Origin of the sequence: Streptomyces sp. NPDC058796, assembly GCF_042745235.1 — a bacterium.
Classification (GTDB): domain Bacteria; phylum Actinomycetota; class Actinomycetes; order Streptomycetales; family Streptomycetaceae; genus Streptomyces.
Genome location: NZ_JBHYOP010000005.1, coordinates 345432 through 360000, shown reverse-complemented (window position 1 = coordinate 360000; position 14569 = coordinate 345432). Strand labels below are relative to the sequence as shown.

Genomic DNA, 14569 nt, shown 5'->3' with positions numbered 1-14569 from the left:
ATCAAGCGGCACTTCCGCGACCACATGTGGACCCTGCACGTGCCGCGCCGGGTACAGGACCTGCGCAACCGGGTCCGCCACGCCGGGCAGGACCTGTCCCAGACCATCTCGGGCCGCAGGCCCACCGTCGCCGAGATCGCCGAGCACGCCGACATGAGCGAGGAGGACGCGCGGGTCGGCCTGGAGGCCCTGGAGAGCTTCACGGCCCTGTCCCTGGACGCCGAACTCCCCGGCAGTGAGGACGGCTACTCCCTCGGCGACGCCCTCGGCGCCTCCGACCCCGCCCTGGACACCGTCGTCGACCGCGAGGCCGTGAAGGACCGCCTGGCCGCGCTGCCCGAGCGCGAACGCGCCATCCTCTACATGCGCTTCTTCGACGACATGACCCAGAGCCGCATCGCCGAACAGCTCGGCATCTCCCAGATGCACGTCTCCCGACTGATCAGCCGCTGCTGCGACCGGGTACGGGAACAGGTACTGCGGGACCCGGCGGCCTGACCCGGGGCCGCTCCGGACCCCGACCCCGGTGACCGGCGAGGAGGGCGCGTCCCCGAGCCGCCCCGCCCTCGCCGCCCGGCCGACGGACCGCGCACGCCGTCCTGCCCCCCGTCGGTCGGTCCGCGAGCGACCCGTCTCCGTTGGCCGACGAGCGCGGCGGGCGTCGTCGCGTCGGCCGTTTCCGTGTCGTGGGCGGCACCCGCGAGGGCGGGTCCCAAACCTGGGTCTCACCCGCTCGGGCGCTCGGTTCCCGCGAACGGCGCACGGCGGCGCGCGGGCCCGTGCCGGGCGGGCTGTGATGGCCGAGGGGCGCGAGTGCCGTGCCCCCGCAGCCGTCGCTCGAAGGAGCCCGACCCATGCGCCGCACCGCCCGCGCCCTGTCCACCACCGTCCTGGCCGGTGCCGCCCTCGGCGTCTTCGCGGCGCCCGCACCGGCCGACCCCGGCGTTCCCCCGCCCCCCGTCGGCGTCGGTGAACCCGTCGCCGAGGTCACCCCGGCCGAGGCGGCCCCCGGCGGCACCGTCACCGTCTCCGTGACCTGCGCCCCGACCGGCGGCTCCGCACCCGCGACCCTCGACGCCACGTCGTCGGCCTTCGAGTCGGGCACGGTCGAGCTGCGCAAGGTGGGCGGCGGGAACGAGGCGACGGCCGGGGCCGCCTACCGGGGCACCGCCCGCATAGCCGCGGCCGGGGACGTGGCGAGCGATCCCGGGGCGAGCGACCCGGAGGCGGCGGGCTCCGAGGAGGCGTGGACCGTCGACGGCGCCTGCCCGGAGGCGTCCGGCGAGGAGGGCGACCCCTGGAGCGCGACGATGACCGCGCCCCAGGCGCCGCGGACGGTGCCCGAGGAACCGCTGACGGTGCCGGACGAGCCGGCGGCCGTGCCGGAGGAGGGCGCCGGCACCGTCGCTCCGCCCTGCCCCGTACCGACGGCCGGGCACGGCGGAGCCTCCTCCCGCGGTACGTCCTGTGCCACGAAACCCGCGTGCCCGGAACCGGCCGCCCCGCACGACGGCGCCGCCGCGCAGCGGAAGGACTGCGGCGGCACGACCGCGGAGCACGGAGTGCACGCCGGCGCGGGCGGAACCTTCACCGACTCGGTGCCCGCGCTGGCCGCCGGAGGTCTCCTCATCGCGGGCGCGGGAGCCGCCGCCGCGCACCGGCTGCTGCGGTTCCGGCCGCGCGGGGACGCCGAGCACCGCTGACCCGCACCGCGTCCGGCCCGCGTGTGATCCGTACGACCGGGGGCCACAGCCATGGCCGGGCGCCCCGGTGGGTACTTGGAGCAACGACCGGACGAATCGTGCCGGCGGCGACGGGACACGGCACCACGGACTGCGCGGAGGCACGCATGCGGCGGACGGACCCCTCAGGGCACGGCCCCGACCGTCATGACTCCGAGGGCCGTGCCTCCGAAGACCACGACCCGGTGGGGCACGGGCCCGTCCGCTACGGCCCGCACCTCCCCGACGACGGGCTGCCGGTCCTGCCCGAGCTGTCCGCCGTACTCGCCGCCGCCGCGGGCCGCGCCGAGGAGGAACCCGCCGGGGGCGCGCCGGCCCTCCTGGACGCCGCCTGCGGCTACTGGGACCGGCGCGGACTGACCACCGACCCGGGTCACGTCGCCGCCGCCCCCGGCGCGGGCGCCCTGCTGCTCGCGCTGACCGCCGCGCTCGGCGGCGACGTCCTGGTGCCCCGGCCCTGCGCCGCCTGGTGGGCGCCGTACGCGCGGCTGCTGGGCAGGCCCGTCTTCCACGTGCCGACCCAGGCCGAGTCCGGCGGCGTCCCCGACCCGTACGCCCTCCTGGAGACCGTCCGACGGGTCCGCGCCGAGGGCGGCGAACCCCGCCTGCTCGTCCTGTCGGTCGCCGACGACCCGACCGGCACCGTCGCGCCGCCCGAGCTGCTGCACGAGACCGTGGAGGCGGCCGCGGGCGAGGGGCTGCACCTGGTCAGCGACGAGACCTGGCGCGACACCCTGCACGACCCCCACGCCACCGTGATCCTCAGCCCCGCCGAGATGCTGCACGAGCGGGTCACCGTCGTCACCGACCTGGCCGGCGCGCTGCTGCCGCCCGCCTGGCCCGCCGCCGTCGCCCGCTTCCCGGCGTCCGCCGCCGGAGACGGCCTGCACGCCCGCGTCCTCGACGTGCTCACCGCGCTCGGCGCCCGCGTCGCCGCGCCCGTCGCCGCCGCGGCCGGATACGCGCTCGGCGAACCCGAGCCCGTGACCGAACGCCGGTCCGCCGCCGTACGCCTGCACGCACGGCTGGCCGCCGCCGCGCACGCGGCCGTCGTCGCCGCGGGCGCCACCGCCCGGCCCCCGCAGGCCGGCCGCCACCTCTACGCCGACCTCGGCCCGCTGCGCGACGCGCTCGCCGCCGAGGGCGTCGGCGACGCCCAGGAACTGGAGGACCTCCTCACCGCCCGGCTCGGCATGCCCGCCCCAGGCGGCCACCGCTTCGGCGACGACCTGTCGGCCCTGCGCGTACGACTCGCCACCGGCCCCTTGCTCGGCAGCGGCACGGGCGAGCGGCGCGCGGAATGCCTCACGTCCCCCGACCCGTTGGAACTGCCACAGGTGCAACGCGCGTTGGTCCGCCTGGAGTCGGTCTTCGGCGGCCTCCGCGACGCTCAGCGATGGGAGCCTCCTCGATGACGCAGCAGCCCCGGTCGACCACGAGCACCCCCACTCCCGCCGTGGCCGCGGACGCGGACGCGCCGCCGGTCAAGCCCTCCCCGGCCCCCTCGTACCCGCCGCTCGCCGACCCCCGGCCGCCGGCCGAGCACCGGGTCTGGCCGCGCACCTTCCACGACCGGCTGACCGCGCCGCTGCCCGGACTGAAGGCCATCGCGAGATTCGCCCGCGAGGGGGCGGTCAGACCCGGCCCCGAAGGCCTCGCCGACATCCCCCGGCTGCCGTACGAGCCCGGCCCGCTGCCCAGTGTGGACGCCGGCACAGTCGCCGTCACCTGGGCGGGACACGCCAGCTGGGTGGTGCGGATCGGCGGGCTCACCGTGCTGACCGACCCGGTCTGGTCCCGCCGCATCCTCGGCACCCCGGCCCGCGTCACGCCCGTCGGCGTCCCCTGGAGCGCCCTGCCGCGCGTCGACGCGGTCGTCATCAGCCACAACCACTACGACCATCTGGACGCCCCGACCCTGCGCAGGCTCCCGCGCGACACCCCCGTCCTCGTACCGGCCGGACTCGGCCGCTGGTTCCACCGCCGCCGCTTCACCCGCGTCACCGAACTGGACTGGTGGGAGGCGACGGAGCTGGACGGCGTCCGCTTCGACTTCGTACCGGCCCACCACTGGTCCAAGCGCACCCTCACCGACACCTGCCGCACCCTGTGGGGCGGCTGGGTCCTCACCGCGCCCGACGGCCGGCGCGTGTACTTCGCCGGCGACACCGGGTACGGCCACTGGTTCGCCCGCATCGGCCGCCGCTACCCCGGCATCGACCTCGCCCTGCTCCCCATCGGCGCCTACGACCCGCGCTGGTGGCTCCGGGACGTCCACTGCGACCCGGAGGAAGCGGTGCGGGCCGCCCAGGACGTCGGCGCCCGCCGGATGGCGCCGATGCACTGGGGCACGTTCGTCCTGTCCGCGGAACCGGTCCTGGAACCCCTCACCCGCGTACGCACCGCCTGGCAACGCGCCGGCCTGCCCCGCGAGCACCTGTGGGACCTGCCGGTGGGCGCCTCCCGCGTACTGGAGTGACTTCCCGCCGGCCGTCCCGGCCCCCACCACGGTCACACCGCCGGGAGGCCTAAGCCCTCGCGGGCCCCCGCAGCCGCCGCCACACGCTCGGCGCGCCGCTGACCAGCACCGTCAGGGCGATCGCCGCGGCCACGCCCTCCCACGGCTTGCTGAACAGGGCACCGCTCAGGATGCCGATCAGCTGGTACGTCACCGCCCAGGCCAGGCAAGCCGGGAGGTTGCCCCGGGCGAAGCGGCGCGCCGGCCACTCGGCCAGCAGGCAGGCCAGCATCACGGGTATGCGGCCCGCCGGCACCAGCCGCGACAGCACCAGCACCGCGACGTCGTGCTCGGCGAGCTTCTCCTGCGCCTGCTCCAGCCGGTCCTCGGGTGCCCTGGACCGGATCGCCTCCAGCCACCGCGAGCCGTTCTTCGAACCGACCCCGCGCCGCCCCAGCCAGTACAGCGCCATGTCCCCGCAGAACGCGGCCAGCGACGCGGTGGCGAACACCATCAGCATCGAGAACGGCAGCGTCTGGTGCATCGCCACCACGGCCGCCGAACTCACCAGCGCACCCGTCGGCACCACCGGCACCAGCGCCCCGATCAGCACCAGCAGGAACAGCGAGGGATAGCCGAACGCCTGCTGGGCCGGCTCGGTCGGAATGCTCGTCACGGCGGTGCCCAGCGTGCTCACCGCGCGACCTCCACGCGCACACTCCCACCGTGCGCCAGCCGGTGCACCGCCACGCCGGGCGCGCGCAGCGCCGCCAGGCGCACGAACTCCTCACCCGGCGTGTGGAACTCGTGCGGGCGCACCGCGTCCATCCCGATCGGCCAGTACGTGCCGTAGTGCACCGGCACCGCCGTGTGCGGCGCCAGCCGGGCCAGCGCCTCGGCCGCCCGCCCCGCGTCCAGGTGCTCGGAGCCCAGGTACGGCCCCCAGCCGCCCACCGGCAGCAGCGCCGCGTCGACCGGCCCGACCTCCTTCTCCATGTCGTCGAACAGACCGGTGTCCCCGGCGAAGTACGTCCGGGCCTCGCCCTCGACGACATAGCCGAGCGCGGGGGAGCGGTGCGGGCCGAGCGGCAGCCGGCGACCGTCGTGCCGGGCGGGAACCGCCCGTATCCGCAGGTCGCCGACGGCCGTCTCGTCGCCGGGCGCCACCTCGGTCAGCCTCAGATGCCCGAGCCTGCGCATCCCCGGCACCGCACGCGGCGCGCCCCGGGGCACGAGCAGGCGCGTACCCGGCGCGAGCCGCGCGAGCGACGGCACGTGCAGGTGGTCGGCGTGCAGGTGCGACACCAGCACCACGTCCGCGCGCCAGGCGTCCGGCGGCGGCACCGCGCCCCGTCTGCGCCGCAGGTGGGCGAGCCGGCGGACGAACAGGGGATCGGTGAGCACGCGTATGTCCGAGTCCTCGACCGTGCAGGTGGCGTGACCCCACCACGTGAGCTCCACCGGCACCTCTTTGCCTCCTTCGCGCGACTCCCCGAAGCCTACGTCCAGGAGTAGGGTCGGCGGCGAAACGGGAGGTGAGGGGGACATCATGGGGCCGGTGAGGGTGACGGCGATCGCGAGTCTGACGCCGCTGGAGCAGCTGGACGACGACCCCTTCCTGGTCGACTCCCGCAGCCAGCACGCCATGTGCGCCCGCTGGGCCGCGGAACAGGGCTACGTCGTCGCGCGGGAACTGCTGGTGCGCGGACTGCGGCCCGACCACGACGCCCTGTGGGACGGAGTGCGCCCCGGGCGCGACCTGTTCGTCGCGCCCAGCCGCCGGGTGCTGGAGAGCGCGCTGTCGTCCGTGGACGCGTTCACCGCCGAGTGCGCGCGGCGCGGGGTCCGCGTCGAGACCGTCGGCCGTGCCGAACCGGCGTACGACGCCCGGATGAAGGCGTGCGTGCACCGGCGCCTGTCCATGCCGACTGCGGGGTACGACGGCCGCTGACCCCGTGCGGGGGGTCTGAACCGGACCCGGGGGGACAAACGGACGTCCCGGAGCGTTGTGGCAGGGTGGGGAAGGCCCGCGCCGACGGACGGGCCGGGACGTGAGGTGTGCGGAGCGTGGGTGGAGGGCGTTGGCGCCGGGTCGCCAGTCAGATCGGCCGGATGGTCACGGTGTGGGCCGTGTCGACCCTCACCATGCTCACGCTCGCCGGCATCCTGCCGGACTTCCGGCTCCAGTCGCCGGACGGGGACAGCGCCACCGACATCGCCGTGACCGCCGCGGTCGGCGCCGGCGCCTTCGGTCTGCTGTCCGCCCTGGTGTGGCCGCTGATGGTGCGGCTGCTGCTCCTGGTGCCGGCGCTCGTCCTCGGACTGCTGGTCTTCTTCCTCAACGGCGGTCTGCTGCTCCTCGCCATCGACGTCAACCCGGCCGGCCGCGGCGGCGTCGCCCCGGAGACCGCGGTCGTGGTGGCCGCCGTCATGTCCGCCGTCGCCTCCGCCACCGGCGGTGCCCTGGCCGTGCGCGACGACGACGCCTACCGGCGCCGGCTCTACCGCCTCGCCGACCGCCGCCGCAGATCCGGCCCGCCCTGCCCGGCCGGCCCCGGCACCGTCTTCCTGCAACTGGACGGCGTCGGCCACGACGTCCTGCTGGACGCCGTCGACGCCGGCGACATGCCCACCGTCGCCCGCTGGCTCGGCCGCGACGGCGCCGGTGCCACCCACCGCCTCGCACCGTGGCGCACCGACTGGTCCAGCCAGACCGGCGCCAGCCAGCTCGGCATCCTGCACGGCTCCAACCACGACGTCCCCGCCTTCCGCTGGTTCGAGAAGGACACCGGCGAGGTCGTGGTCTGCAACCGCCCCACCAGCGCCGCCGCACTCCAGCACCGCGCCATCGAGCGCACCGGCGACGGCGGGCTGCTGACCTTCGACGGCGCCAGCCGCGGCAACCTCTTCAGCGGCGGCGCCGACGAGCAGGCCCTCGTCCTGTCCATCGCCACCCGCCGCCGCAGCAAGGAGAACCGCTCCCGCTCCGGCTACTTCGCCTACTTCTCCGACCCGGCCAACGCGGTGCGCACCGCGATGTCCTTCGTCGCCGAGGTGTGCCGGGAGATCGGCCAGTCCACCCGCGCCCGCGTCCACAAGGTCCGCCCCCGTGTCTCCCGCGGCGGCCTCTACCCCTTCGTCCGCGCCTTCGCCACCGTCGTCGAACGGGACGTCGTCGTCGCCGCGGTGATGGGCGACATGCTCGCCGGCCGCACCGCCGTCTACGCCGACCTGGTCGCCTACGACGAGGTCGCGCACCACTCCGGACCGCGCAGCCGGGACGCCGCGAAGGTCCTCCAGCGGCTCGACCGCTCCCTCGCGCTGATCGAGAAGGTCGCCGAGCACGCCCCCCGCAAGTACCGGATCGTCGTCCTGTCCGACCACGGCCAGAGCCCCGGGGAGACCTTCCGCGCCCGCTACGGCCTCACCCTCGGCGACCTGGTCCGGGCCGGCTGCGGACTGCCCGTGCCCCGCCGGGCCCAGCGCACCCGCAGCGGCGCCGAGGCCCGCAACACCGTACGGGCCGCCCTGCACCGCCCCGTCGAGGAGGGCGCCGACCAGCAGCGCCCCGCGGACCGTCCCGGCGGCCGCCGCTCCGACCCGATCGTGCTGGCCTCCGGCAACCTGGGCCTGGTCTCCTTCCCGGACGTCCACCACCGGATGACCCGCGAGGAGATCGACGCCCGCTACCCGGCCCTGCTGCCCACCCTCGCCAACCACCCCGGCATCGGCTTCCTGCTCGTCGGCAGCGAGGAGCACGACGGTGTGGTGCTCGGCGCCCGCGGCGCGGAGGTCCCGCTGGACCGGCTCGACGAGGACCCCGGCCCGCTCGCGCCCTTCGGACCCGGCGCCGCCGACGCCGTCCGTCGCACCCACTCCTTCCCGCACACCGCCGACATCATGGTCAACTCCTTCCACGACCCGGCCGACGGCGAGGTGCTCGCCTTCGAGGAGCAGATCGGCTCCCACGGCGGACTCGGCGGCGCCCAGTCCCGCGCCTTCCTGCTCTCTCCGGTCGTCCTGTCCGCGCCGGCCGGCGAGGGCACGGAGATCGCCGGGGCCGAGGCCGTCCACCGGGTGCTGCGCCGCTGGCTGCGCGAGTCCAACGGCCCGCAGGTCCCCGTGGAGGATCCCCGGCCCAGAGCCGTCGGCGGCGGACCATTTCCGGTCCCGGACGGGGTCGTGCAGGACAAAAGCGCCTGATTTGGAGCCGTGCCCGGCCGTGCCGGACCATGGGCGCCGTCCCGGCGATCCCGGGCACCAGTTCCAAGGAAGGCGCACCACCCCATGCACGTCACCGGGACCGTCCCCCCATCGGCTCCGGCCCCGCAGGAGACCCCCGCGGCCCCCGGTTCCACCCCCGCCCCCGAGGGCACCAGGCACGCCCGCCGCTTCGGGCTCCCCGTCGCCACCGCTCTGGTCATGGGCAACATCATCGGCGGCGGCATCTTCCTGCTCCCGGCCTCCGTCGCCCCCTTCGGCACCATCAGCCTGCTCGCCTTCGGCGTCCTCACCGTCGGCGCCATCGCGCTCGCCCTGGTCTTCGGCAGCCTCGCCCAGCGCGACCCGCGCACCGGCGGCCCGTACGTCTACGCCCGCGAGGCCTTCGGCGACTTCGCCGGCTTCCTCGCCGCCTGGGCCTACTGGATCACCACCTGGGTGTCCAACGCGGCCCTCGCCGTCGCGGCCGTCGGCTACCTCGACGTCCTGATCCCGGTGGGCGACCACCGCTGGACCGCCTGTCTGGCGGCCCTCGTCATCCAGTGGCTGCCCGCGCTCGCCAACTTCGCCGGCACCCGCTACGTCGGCGCCGTCCAGCTCGTCGCGACGGTCCTGAAGTTCGCGCCGCTCCTGCTCGTCGCCGTCGGCGGTCTGTTCTTCTTCGACGCCGACAACCTGGGCCCGTTCAACGCCACCGGCGGCAGCGGCATCGGCGCGGTCTCGGCCGCCGCCGCGATCCTGCTCTTCTCCTACCTCGGCGTGGAGTCCGCCGCCGTCAGCGCCGGCGAGGTCAAGGACCCCCGCCGCACGGTCGGCCGTGCCACCGTCATCGGCACCGCGGGCGCCGCCCTCGTCTACCTGCTGGGCACTCTCTCGGTCTTCGGCACGGTCGCCCACGACCGCCTGGTCGACTCCACCGCCCCCTTCTCGGACGCCGTCGACGCCATGTTCGGCGGGGCCTGGGGCGGCTGGGCCGTCGCCCTGGCCGCCCTGGTCTCGATGACCGGCTGCCTCAACGGCTGGACCCTGCTGAGCGCCCAGACCCCGTACGCGGCGGCGAAGGACGGCCTCTTCCCGGCCGCGTTCGCGCGCAAGCGGCGCGGGGTCCCCACCGTCGGCGTCGGCGTCACCGTCGTCCTCGCCTCCCTGCTCACCGTCTACAACTACACGGCCGGCTCGGCGAAGGTCTTCGAGATCCTGGTCCTCGTCACCACCTTCACGGCGACCGTGCCCTACCTGCTGGCCACCGCCGCCCAGCTCTTCCACCTGCTCTCCGGGCAGCGCGAGAAGGTCGACCGGGGCCGGCTGGTGCGGGACGGCGTGATCGCGGCGGTCGCGGCCGGCTTCTCCCTCTGGCTGGTCGCCGGCGCCGGCTACGCGGCCGTCTACCAGGGCGTCCTCTTCCTCTTCGCGGGCGTGCTGGTCTACGCGGTGATGGCGGCCCGCAGGCGGCGCGCGGAGGGTCCCGGCACACCGTAATTCGGCTGCGCGGGAACGGGCGGGGACCCACACTGGTGCGGTCCCCTCCCGCCCCCTCCCCCCGAGGAGCCCCTGCGTGCAGGCAGCCGTCACCGTCACTCCCGCCCGCCTCCCGGAGCTGCTGCTCGGTCTCGCCACCGTGCGGCCGGTCTTCCTCTGGGGCGCACCCGGCATCGGCAAGTCCTCCCTGGTGAGGAACTTCGCCGACTCGCTGGGCCTGGAGTGTGTGAGCCTGCTCGGCACCCAGCTCGCACCGGAGGACCTGATCGGCGTACCGCAGATCCGGGACGGCCGGTCGGTGTTCTGCCCTCCGGAGTCCATCGCCCGCGACGAGCCGTACTGCCTCTTCCTCGACGAGCTGAACGCGGCCACCCCCGACGTGCAGAAGGCGTTCTACTCCCTCATCCTCGACCGCCGCATCGGCAACTACGAGCTGCCCAAGGGCTCCATCGTCATCGGTGCCGGCAACCGCGCCACCGACAACGCCCTGGCCCGCCCCATCGCCTCCGCGCTGGTCAACCGCCTCACCCACGTCCACCTGGACGCCTCCGCGAAGGACTGGCTGGTCTGGGCTGCCGAGAACGGCATCCACCCCTGGATCACGGACCACCTCACCGACCGCCCCGGCCATCTGTGGTCCAAGCCGCCCAAGACCGAGGAGCCCTTCTCCACCCCACGCTCCTGGCACATGCTCTCCGACGCCCTGCACTCCTTCGGACGCGACCTCGACGAGGAGACGCTGAAGGTCCTCGCCCACGGCACGCTCTCCCCGTCCCACGCCACGGCCTTCTGCGGCTACGTCAAGATCGTGCGCAGCCGGTTCGGCATCGAGGCGATCCTCAAGGGCGAGGCCCGCTGGCCCAGCCGCCTGGAGGACCGCGACCTGCTCTACTACCTGGCCGAGTCCTTCCGCGGCCGGCTGGTCAAGGAACTGCCCGCGAGCAAGGAGCACATGTCGGCGAACGGCCGCCAGACCGCCTACCGCGCCAAGTCGCTGCTCGTCCAGCTCGCCGAGATCTCCGTCGAGGTCGCCCAGAGCGTCATCGCCTCCGACGCCGACGGCAACCCGGTGCTGCCCGCCTGGTTCCTCGTCGAGGCCGCCCGCGACATGCCCCGGCTGGTGGAGGCCCGGCGGTGAGCCCGGCCCGGACCACCAAGGGCAAGAAGAAGCGGGACCTGGCGGCGGAGGCGTTCGAGACGGGACTGCGGCTGGTCCGCGCCGACCCCTCCTTGAGCACGGTGGAATTCACGGTCTGCCGCCAGGAGCAGTGCACCGTCGCGCCCCGGGGCGGGCTGGTGCGCGTCGACTCCGACGGTGTCGTGCACGCCCACCCGGACCGGCTCGCCGATCCCGCTCTCTGGGCCTGGGCCATCGCCCACGCCGCACTCCACCTCGGCTTCGGCCACGTCCCCGCGGCCACGGGCGAGCGTGTCCAGCCGGACTGCGCCGACCTCGCCGCGCGCTGCGCCGTCGTCAACCGCTTCCTGCTCGGCTTCCGCGTCGGCCGCGCCCCCGACGACCTCCCCGCCGCCTACCCCGACGGCGACGAGGAGCGGCTCGCCGCGAGCTGGCGCAGGGACGGGGTGCCCGCCGTGTACGAGCGGTGCGGCACGGCGGGCCACGAGGCCGACCTGCAGCTCGTGCCGTGGAACGGCTGGCTCGGGCGGGTCCCTGACTGGCAGACGGCGTTCGCGAGCGCGCTCACCCGGACCGTCTCCACCGCGCTGGACATGGCGGGCGGCCGCCGGGACTCCATGGACGGCGAGGCTCCCCGCCTGCACCCCTGGCAGCAGGCGTTGAGCTGGTTCGTCTCCTCCTACCCGCTCCTCGGCGGCATCGCGGCCGGCATCACCCTCGTCGCCGACGCCGAACTCGCCCGCGCCCACGGCATCTCCGTCGCCGCCGTCAACGCCGAGGCCGGCGAGATCTACGTCAACCCGCTGCGCCGGTACGACGACGAGGAGTGGCGCTTCGTCCTCGCCCACGAGATGCTCCACGCCGCCCTGCGCCACGGCGACCGCCGCGGCACCCGCGACCCGTACCTCTTCAACGTCGCCTGCGACTACGTCGTCAACGGCTGGCTCGTCGAGATGCGGGTCGGCACCATGCCCGAGGGCCTGCTGCACGACCCGGCGCTGGCCGGCCTGTCCGCCGAGGAGGTCTACGACCGCATCGCCGGCGACCTGCGCCGCATGCGCCGCCTGTCCACCCCGCGCGGCAAGGGCGTCGGCGACATCCTCGGCGGCCCGCTCGGTCCGCCCCGTGACTACGTCGACCTCGACGGTTTCTACCGGCGCGGCCTCGCCCAGGGACTGGACCTGCACCAGCGGCAGGAGCGCGGTTTCCTGCCCGGCGGACTGGTCCAGGAGATCCGCGCCCTCAGCCATCCGCCGCTGCCCTGGGACGCGCGGCTCGCCCGCTGGTTCGACGAGTTCGTGCCCCGTCCCGAGCCCGTACGGTCGTACGCGCGCCCCTCCCGGCGCCAGGCCGCCACCCCCGGCATCCCGCGTGCCGGACGGTACTTCCCGCCGGAGGAGATCGCCCGCTGCACCTTCGGCGTAGTCCTGGACACCTCCGGCTCGATGGACCGCACCCTGCTCGGCAAGGCGCTCGGCGCCATCGCCTCCTACGCCGAGGCCCGCGACGTGCCCGCCGCCCGCGTCGTCTTCTGCGACGCGGCACCGCACGACGCCGGGTATCTGCCGGTGACGGACATCGCGGGCCGGGTGCGGGTGCACGGGCGCGGCGGCACCGTCCTCCAGCCCGGCGTGGACCTGCTGCTGCGCGCCGGCGACTTCCCGCCCACCGCGCCGGTCCTCGTCATCACCGACGGATGGTGCGACGTGCTGCGGGTGCGGCGCGAGCACGCCTACCTGATCCCGAAGGGCGCGCGGCTGCCGTTCACCGCCCGGGGGCCGGTCTTCCGGGTGAGCTGAGCCGGAGTGTGATCGGATGGGGGTGGGAACCCGGCCGCCGGGCTCCCACCGCCCAGGTACAGCAAGAGAATTCGAGAGGACCCGCCGTGGCAACCACGCGCTCCGCACACACCGTCTGGGAAGGCAACCTGCTCGAGGGCAACGGTGTCGTCACCTTCGACTCGTCCGGCATCGGCGAGCAGCCGGTGTCGTGGCCGTCGCGCGCCGAGCAGGCGAACGGCAAGACCAGCCCCGAGGAGCTGATCGCCGCCGCCCACTCCAGCTGCTTCTCCATGGCGCTGTCGCACGGCCTGGCCGGCGCCGGCACCCCGCCCACCAAGCTCACCACCTCCGCCGACGTCACCTTCCAGCCGGGTGAGGGCATCAAGGGCATCCACCTCACCGTGGAGGGCACCGTTCCCGGCATCGACAACGACGCGTTCGTCGCCGCCGCCGAGGACGCCAAGAAGAACTGCCCGGTCAGCCAGGCCCTGACCGGCACGACCATCACCCTCACCGCGAAGCTGGCGTAACCGGCTAGGAGCCCGCGCGCTCCCAGCCCCGCCGGTCCGGGCGCGGCCCCAGCTGCCTGGGGTCGCGTGACCGGTACACCACGTACGGGCGGGTGAGGTACTGCACCGGCGCGCTGAACATGTGCACCAGCCGGGTGTAGGGCACCAGCGCGATCAGCAGCATCCCGACCACGGCGTGCACCTGGTACAGCACCGGAACCCCCACCATCAGCTCCGTCTTCGGCTGCAGGGTGAACAGGCTGCGCGACCAGGGCGCGATGGTGTGCCGGTAGTCGTAGCCGGTGCCGGAGGCGTGCGCGAGCTTGGCGACCATGCCGAGGACGATCGCCGCCAGCAGGAAGACGTACATGACCTTGTCGTTGGCGGTCGTCGCCCGGAAGACGGGCGCGTTGGTGCGCCGGCGGTAGATCAGCATGAGGATGCCCGCGACGGCGAGCACCCCGGCCGCCGTGCCGCCGTACAGCGACAGCAGGTGGTACGCGTGCTCGCTCACGCCCAGCGCGTCCGTCCACGACTCCGGGACGAACAGCCCGACGAGGTGCCCGACCAGCACGAACAGGATGCCGTAGTGGAAGACCGGCGACGCGATGTTCAGCAGCTTCGACTCGTAGACCTGAGAGGAGCGTGTCGTCCAGCCGAAACGGTCGTAGCGGTGGCGCCAGACCAGGCCCGCGATCAGCAGGGCGAAGGCGGCGTAGGGCAGCACGCCCCAGAGAAAGACGGTCACGGGCGGGCTCCGGTGGGTGCGGGCGGCAGGGTGGCGCACACGGCGTCCAGGACGCACGCGTAGGGCGTGCCGAAGGCGGTCAGCCGGGAACGGAGCTGGTCCAGGGCCTCGCGGTGCTCGGTGAGCATGCCGATGTCCCCGGTGCGGGAGGCGAATTCCAGCACCGCCGGCAGGAAGTCGGGCAGCTCCTCGTCGGTGAACTCCAGTCCGTGCGCCCGGTACAGCTCCTTGAAGCGGACCAGGGACATCCCCCGGTTGCGGGTGTCGCCGTCGGTCCACCAGCTCAGGTACAGGCTGTGCCGGTTCTTGAAGTCGAAGACCTCCACGTAGTGCGCCTGCAGTTCGCCCTGCTCGGTCGCCGCCGCGTGGTCGGTGAAGCCGCGCAGTTGCGGCGCGGCCTCGCGCAGCAGCGGCAGCCGGGCGCGGAAGTCGTCGTCGGGATACGTCAGACAGAGCGCCGCCGCCTGGTACAGCACCTCGAAGCCGGGCATCG

General features: G+C 74.7%; 14 protein-coding genes (1 of these 14 running past the window's edge). 10 read left to right on the top strand and 4 right to left on the bottom strand.

The window, feature by feature from the left end:
- The 4 genes from ACFW47_RS15770 to ACFW47_RS15755 form a co-directional block, all read left to right on the top strand.
- Nucleotides 1-498, top strand: the 3' portion of a protein-coding gene (locus tag ACFW47_RS15770) for an RNA polymerase sigma factor SigF (RefSeq protein ID WP_386278518.1). It extends 297 nt beyond the left edge of the window; 498 of the gene's 795 nt are visible here — the last part of the coding sequence; its start codon lies off the left edge, out of view; its stop codon occupies nucleotides 496-498.
- A gap of 356 nt (nucleotides 499-854) precedes the next feature.
- Nucleotides 855-1703: a hypothetical protein gene (locus tag ACFW47_RS15765; protein WP_386306058.1), complete on the top strand. Its 849-nt coding sequence runs from the start codon at nucleotides 855-857 to the stop codon at nucleotides 1701-1703.
- A 146-nt stretch (nucleotides 1704-1849) separates the two neighbouring features.
- Entirely contained in the window at nucleotides 1850-3157 is a 1308-nt protein-coding gene (locus ACFW47_RS15760) for an aminotransferase class I/II-fold pyridoxal phosphate-dependent enzyme (RefSeq protein WP_386278514.1), read from the top strand.
- A complete protein-coding gene (locus ACFW47_RS15755) occupies nucleotides 3154-4221 on the top strand; it encodes an MBL fold metallo-hydrolase (protein ID WP_386278512.1) in 1068 nt (355 codons plus the stop codon). The genes ACFW47_RS15760 and ACFW47_RS15755 overlap by 4 nt, the downstream gene beginning before the upstream one ends.
- 49 nt (nucleotides 4222-4270) lie before the next feature.
- Here the strand turns inward: ACFW47_RS15755 and ACFW47_RS15750 are convergent, their stop codons facing one another.
- Both ACFW47_RS15750 and ACFW47_RS15745 read right to left on the bottom strand, forming a co-directional pair.
- A complete protein-coding gene (locus ACFW47_RS15750) occupies nucleotides 4271-4897 on the bottom strand; it encodes a DedA family protein (protein WP_386278511.1) in 627 nt (208 codons plus the stop codon).
- On the bottom strand, nucleotides 4894-5667 hold the full coding sequence (locus ACFW47_RS15745) for an MBL fold metallo-hydrolase (RefSeq protein WP_386278509.1): 774 nt from the start codon (nucleotides 5665-5667) through the stop codon (nucleotides 4894-4896). The genes ACFW47_RS15750 and ACFW47_RS15745 overlap by 4 nt, the downstream gene beginning before the upstream one ends.
- 82 nt (nucleotides 5668-5749) lie before the next feature.
- Between ACFW47_RS15745 and ACFW47_RS15740 the strand changes: the two genes are divergently transcribed.
- The 6 genes from ACFW47_RS15740 (at nucleotide 5750) to ACFW47_RS15715 (ending at nucleotide 13349) form a co-directional block, all read left to right on the top strand.
- A complete protein-coding gene (locus ACFW47_RS15740) occupies nucleotides 5750-6151 on the top strand; it encodes a hypothetical protein (RefSeq protein ID WP_386278507.1) in 402 nt (133 codons plus the stop codon).
- 107 nt (nucleotides 6152-6258) lie between these two features.
- Nucleotides 6259-8403 carry an alkaline phosphatase family protein gene (locus ACFW47_RS15735; RefSeq protein WP_386306057.1) on the top strand — a complete coding sequence of 715 codons (2145 nt, stop codon included), beginning with the start codon at nucleotides 6259-6261 and terminating at the stop codon, nucleotides 8401-8403.
- An 84-nt stretch (nucleotides 8404-8487) separates the two neighbouring features.
- Nucleotides 8488-9900 carry an amino acid permease gene (locus ACFW47_RS15730; RefSeq protein ID WP_386306056.1) on the top strand — a complete coding sequence of 471 codons (1413 nt, stop codon included), beginning with the start codon at nucleotides 8488-8490 and terminating at the stop codon, nucleotides 9898-9900.
- 76 nt (nucleotides 9901-9976) lie between these two features.
- Entirely contained in the window at nucleotides 9977-11038 is a 1062-nt protein-coding gene (locus ACFW47_RS15725) for an ATP-binding protein (protein WP_386306055.1), read from the top strand.
- Nucleotides 11035-12837, top strand: a complete 1803-nt coding sequence (locus ACFW47_RS15720) for a hypothetical protein (protein ID WP_386306054.1) — start codon at nucleotides 11035-11037, stop codon at nucleotides 12835-12837. The genes ACFW47_RS15725 and ACFW47_RS15720 overlap by 4 nt, the downstream gene beginning before the upstream one ends.
- A gap of 86 nt (nucleotides 12838-12923) precedes the next feature.
- Nucleotides 12924-13349 (top strand): OsmC family protein, encoded by a 426-nt coding sequence (locus ACFW47_RS15715; protein WP_217253971.1) that lies wholly within the window; start codon nucleotides 12924-12926, stop codon nucleotides 13347-13349.
- A 4-nt stretch (nucleotides 13350-13353) separates the two neighbouring features.
- On the opposite strand, the gene narI is transcribed toward ACFW47_RS15715, so the two are convergent.
- Nucleotides 13354-14076, bottom strand: a complete 723-nt coding sequence (gene narI, locus ACFW47_RS15710; RefSeq protein WP_386278496.1) for a respiratory nitrate reductase subunit gamma — start codon at nucleotides 14074-14076, stop codon at nucleotides 13354-13356.
- Nucleotides 14073-14567 carry a nitrate reductase molybdenum cofactor assembly chaperone gene (gene narJ / locus ACFW47_RS15705; protein WP_217253969.1) on the bottom strand — a complete coding sequence of 165 codons (495 nt, stop codon included), beginning with the start codon at nucleotides 14565-14567 and terminating at the stop codon, nucleotides 14073-14075. The genes narI and narJ overlap by 4 nt, the downstream gene beginning before the upstream one ends.
- Nucleotides 14568-14569 lie beyond the last annotated feature (2 nt).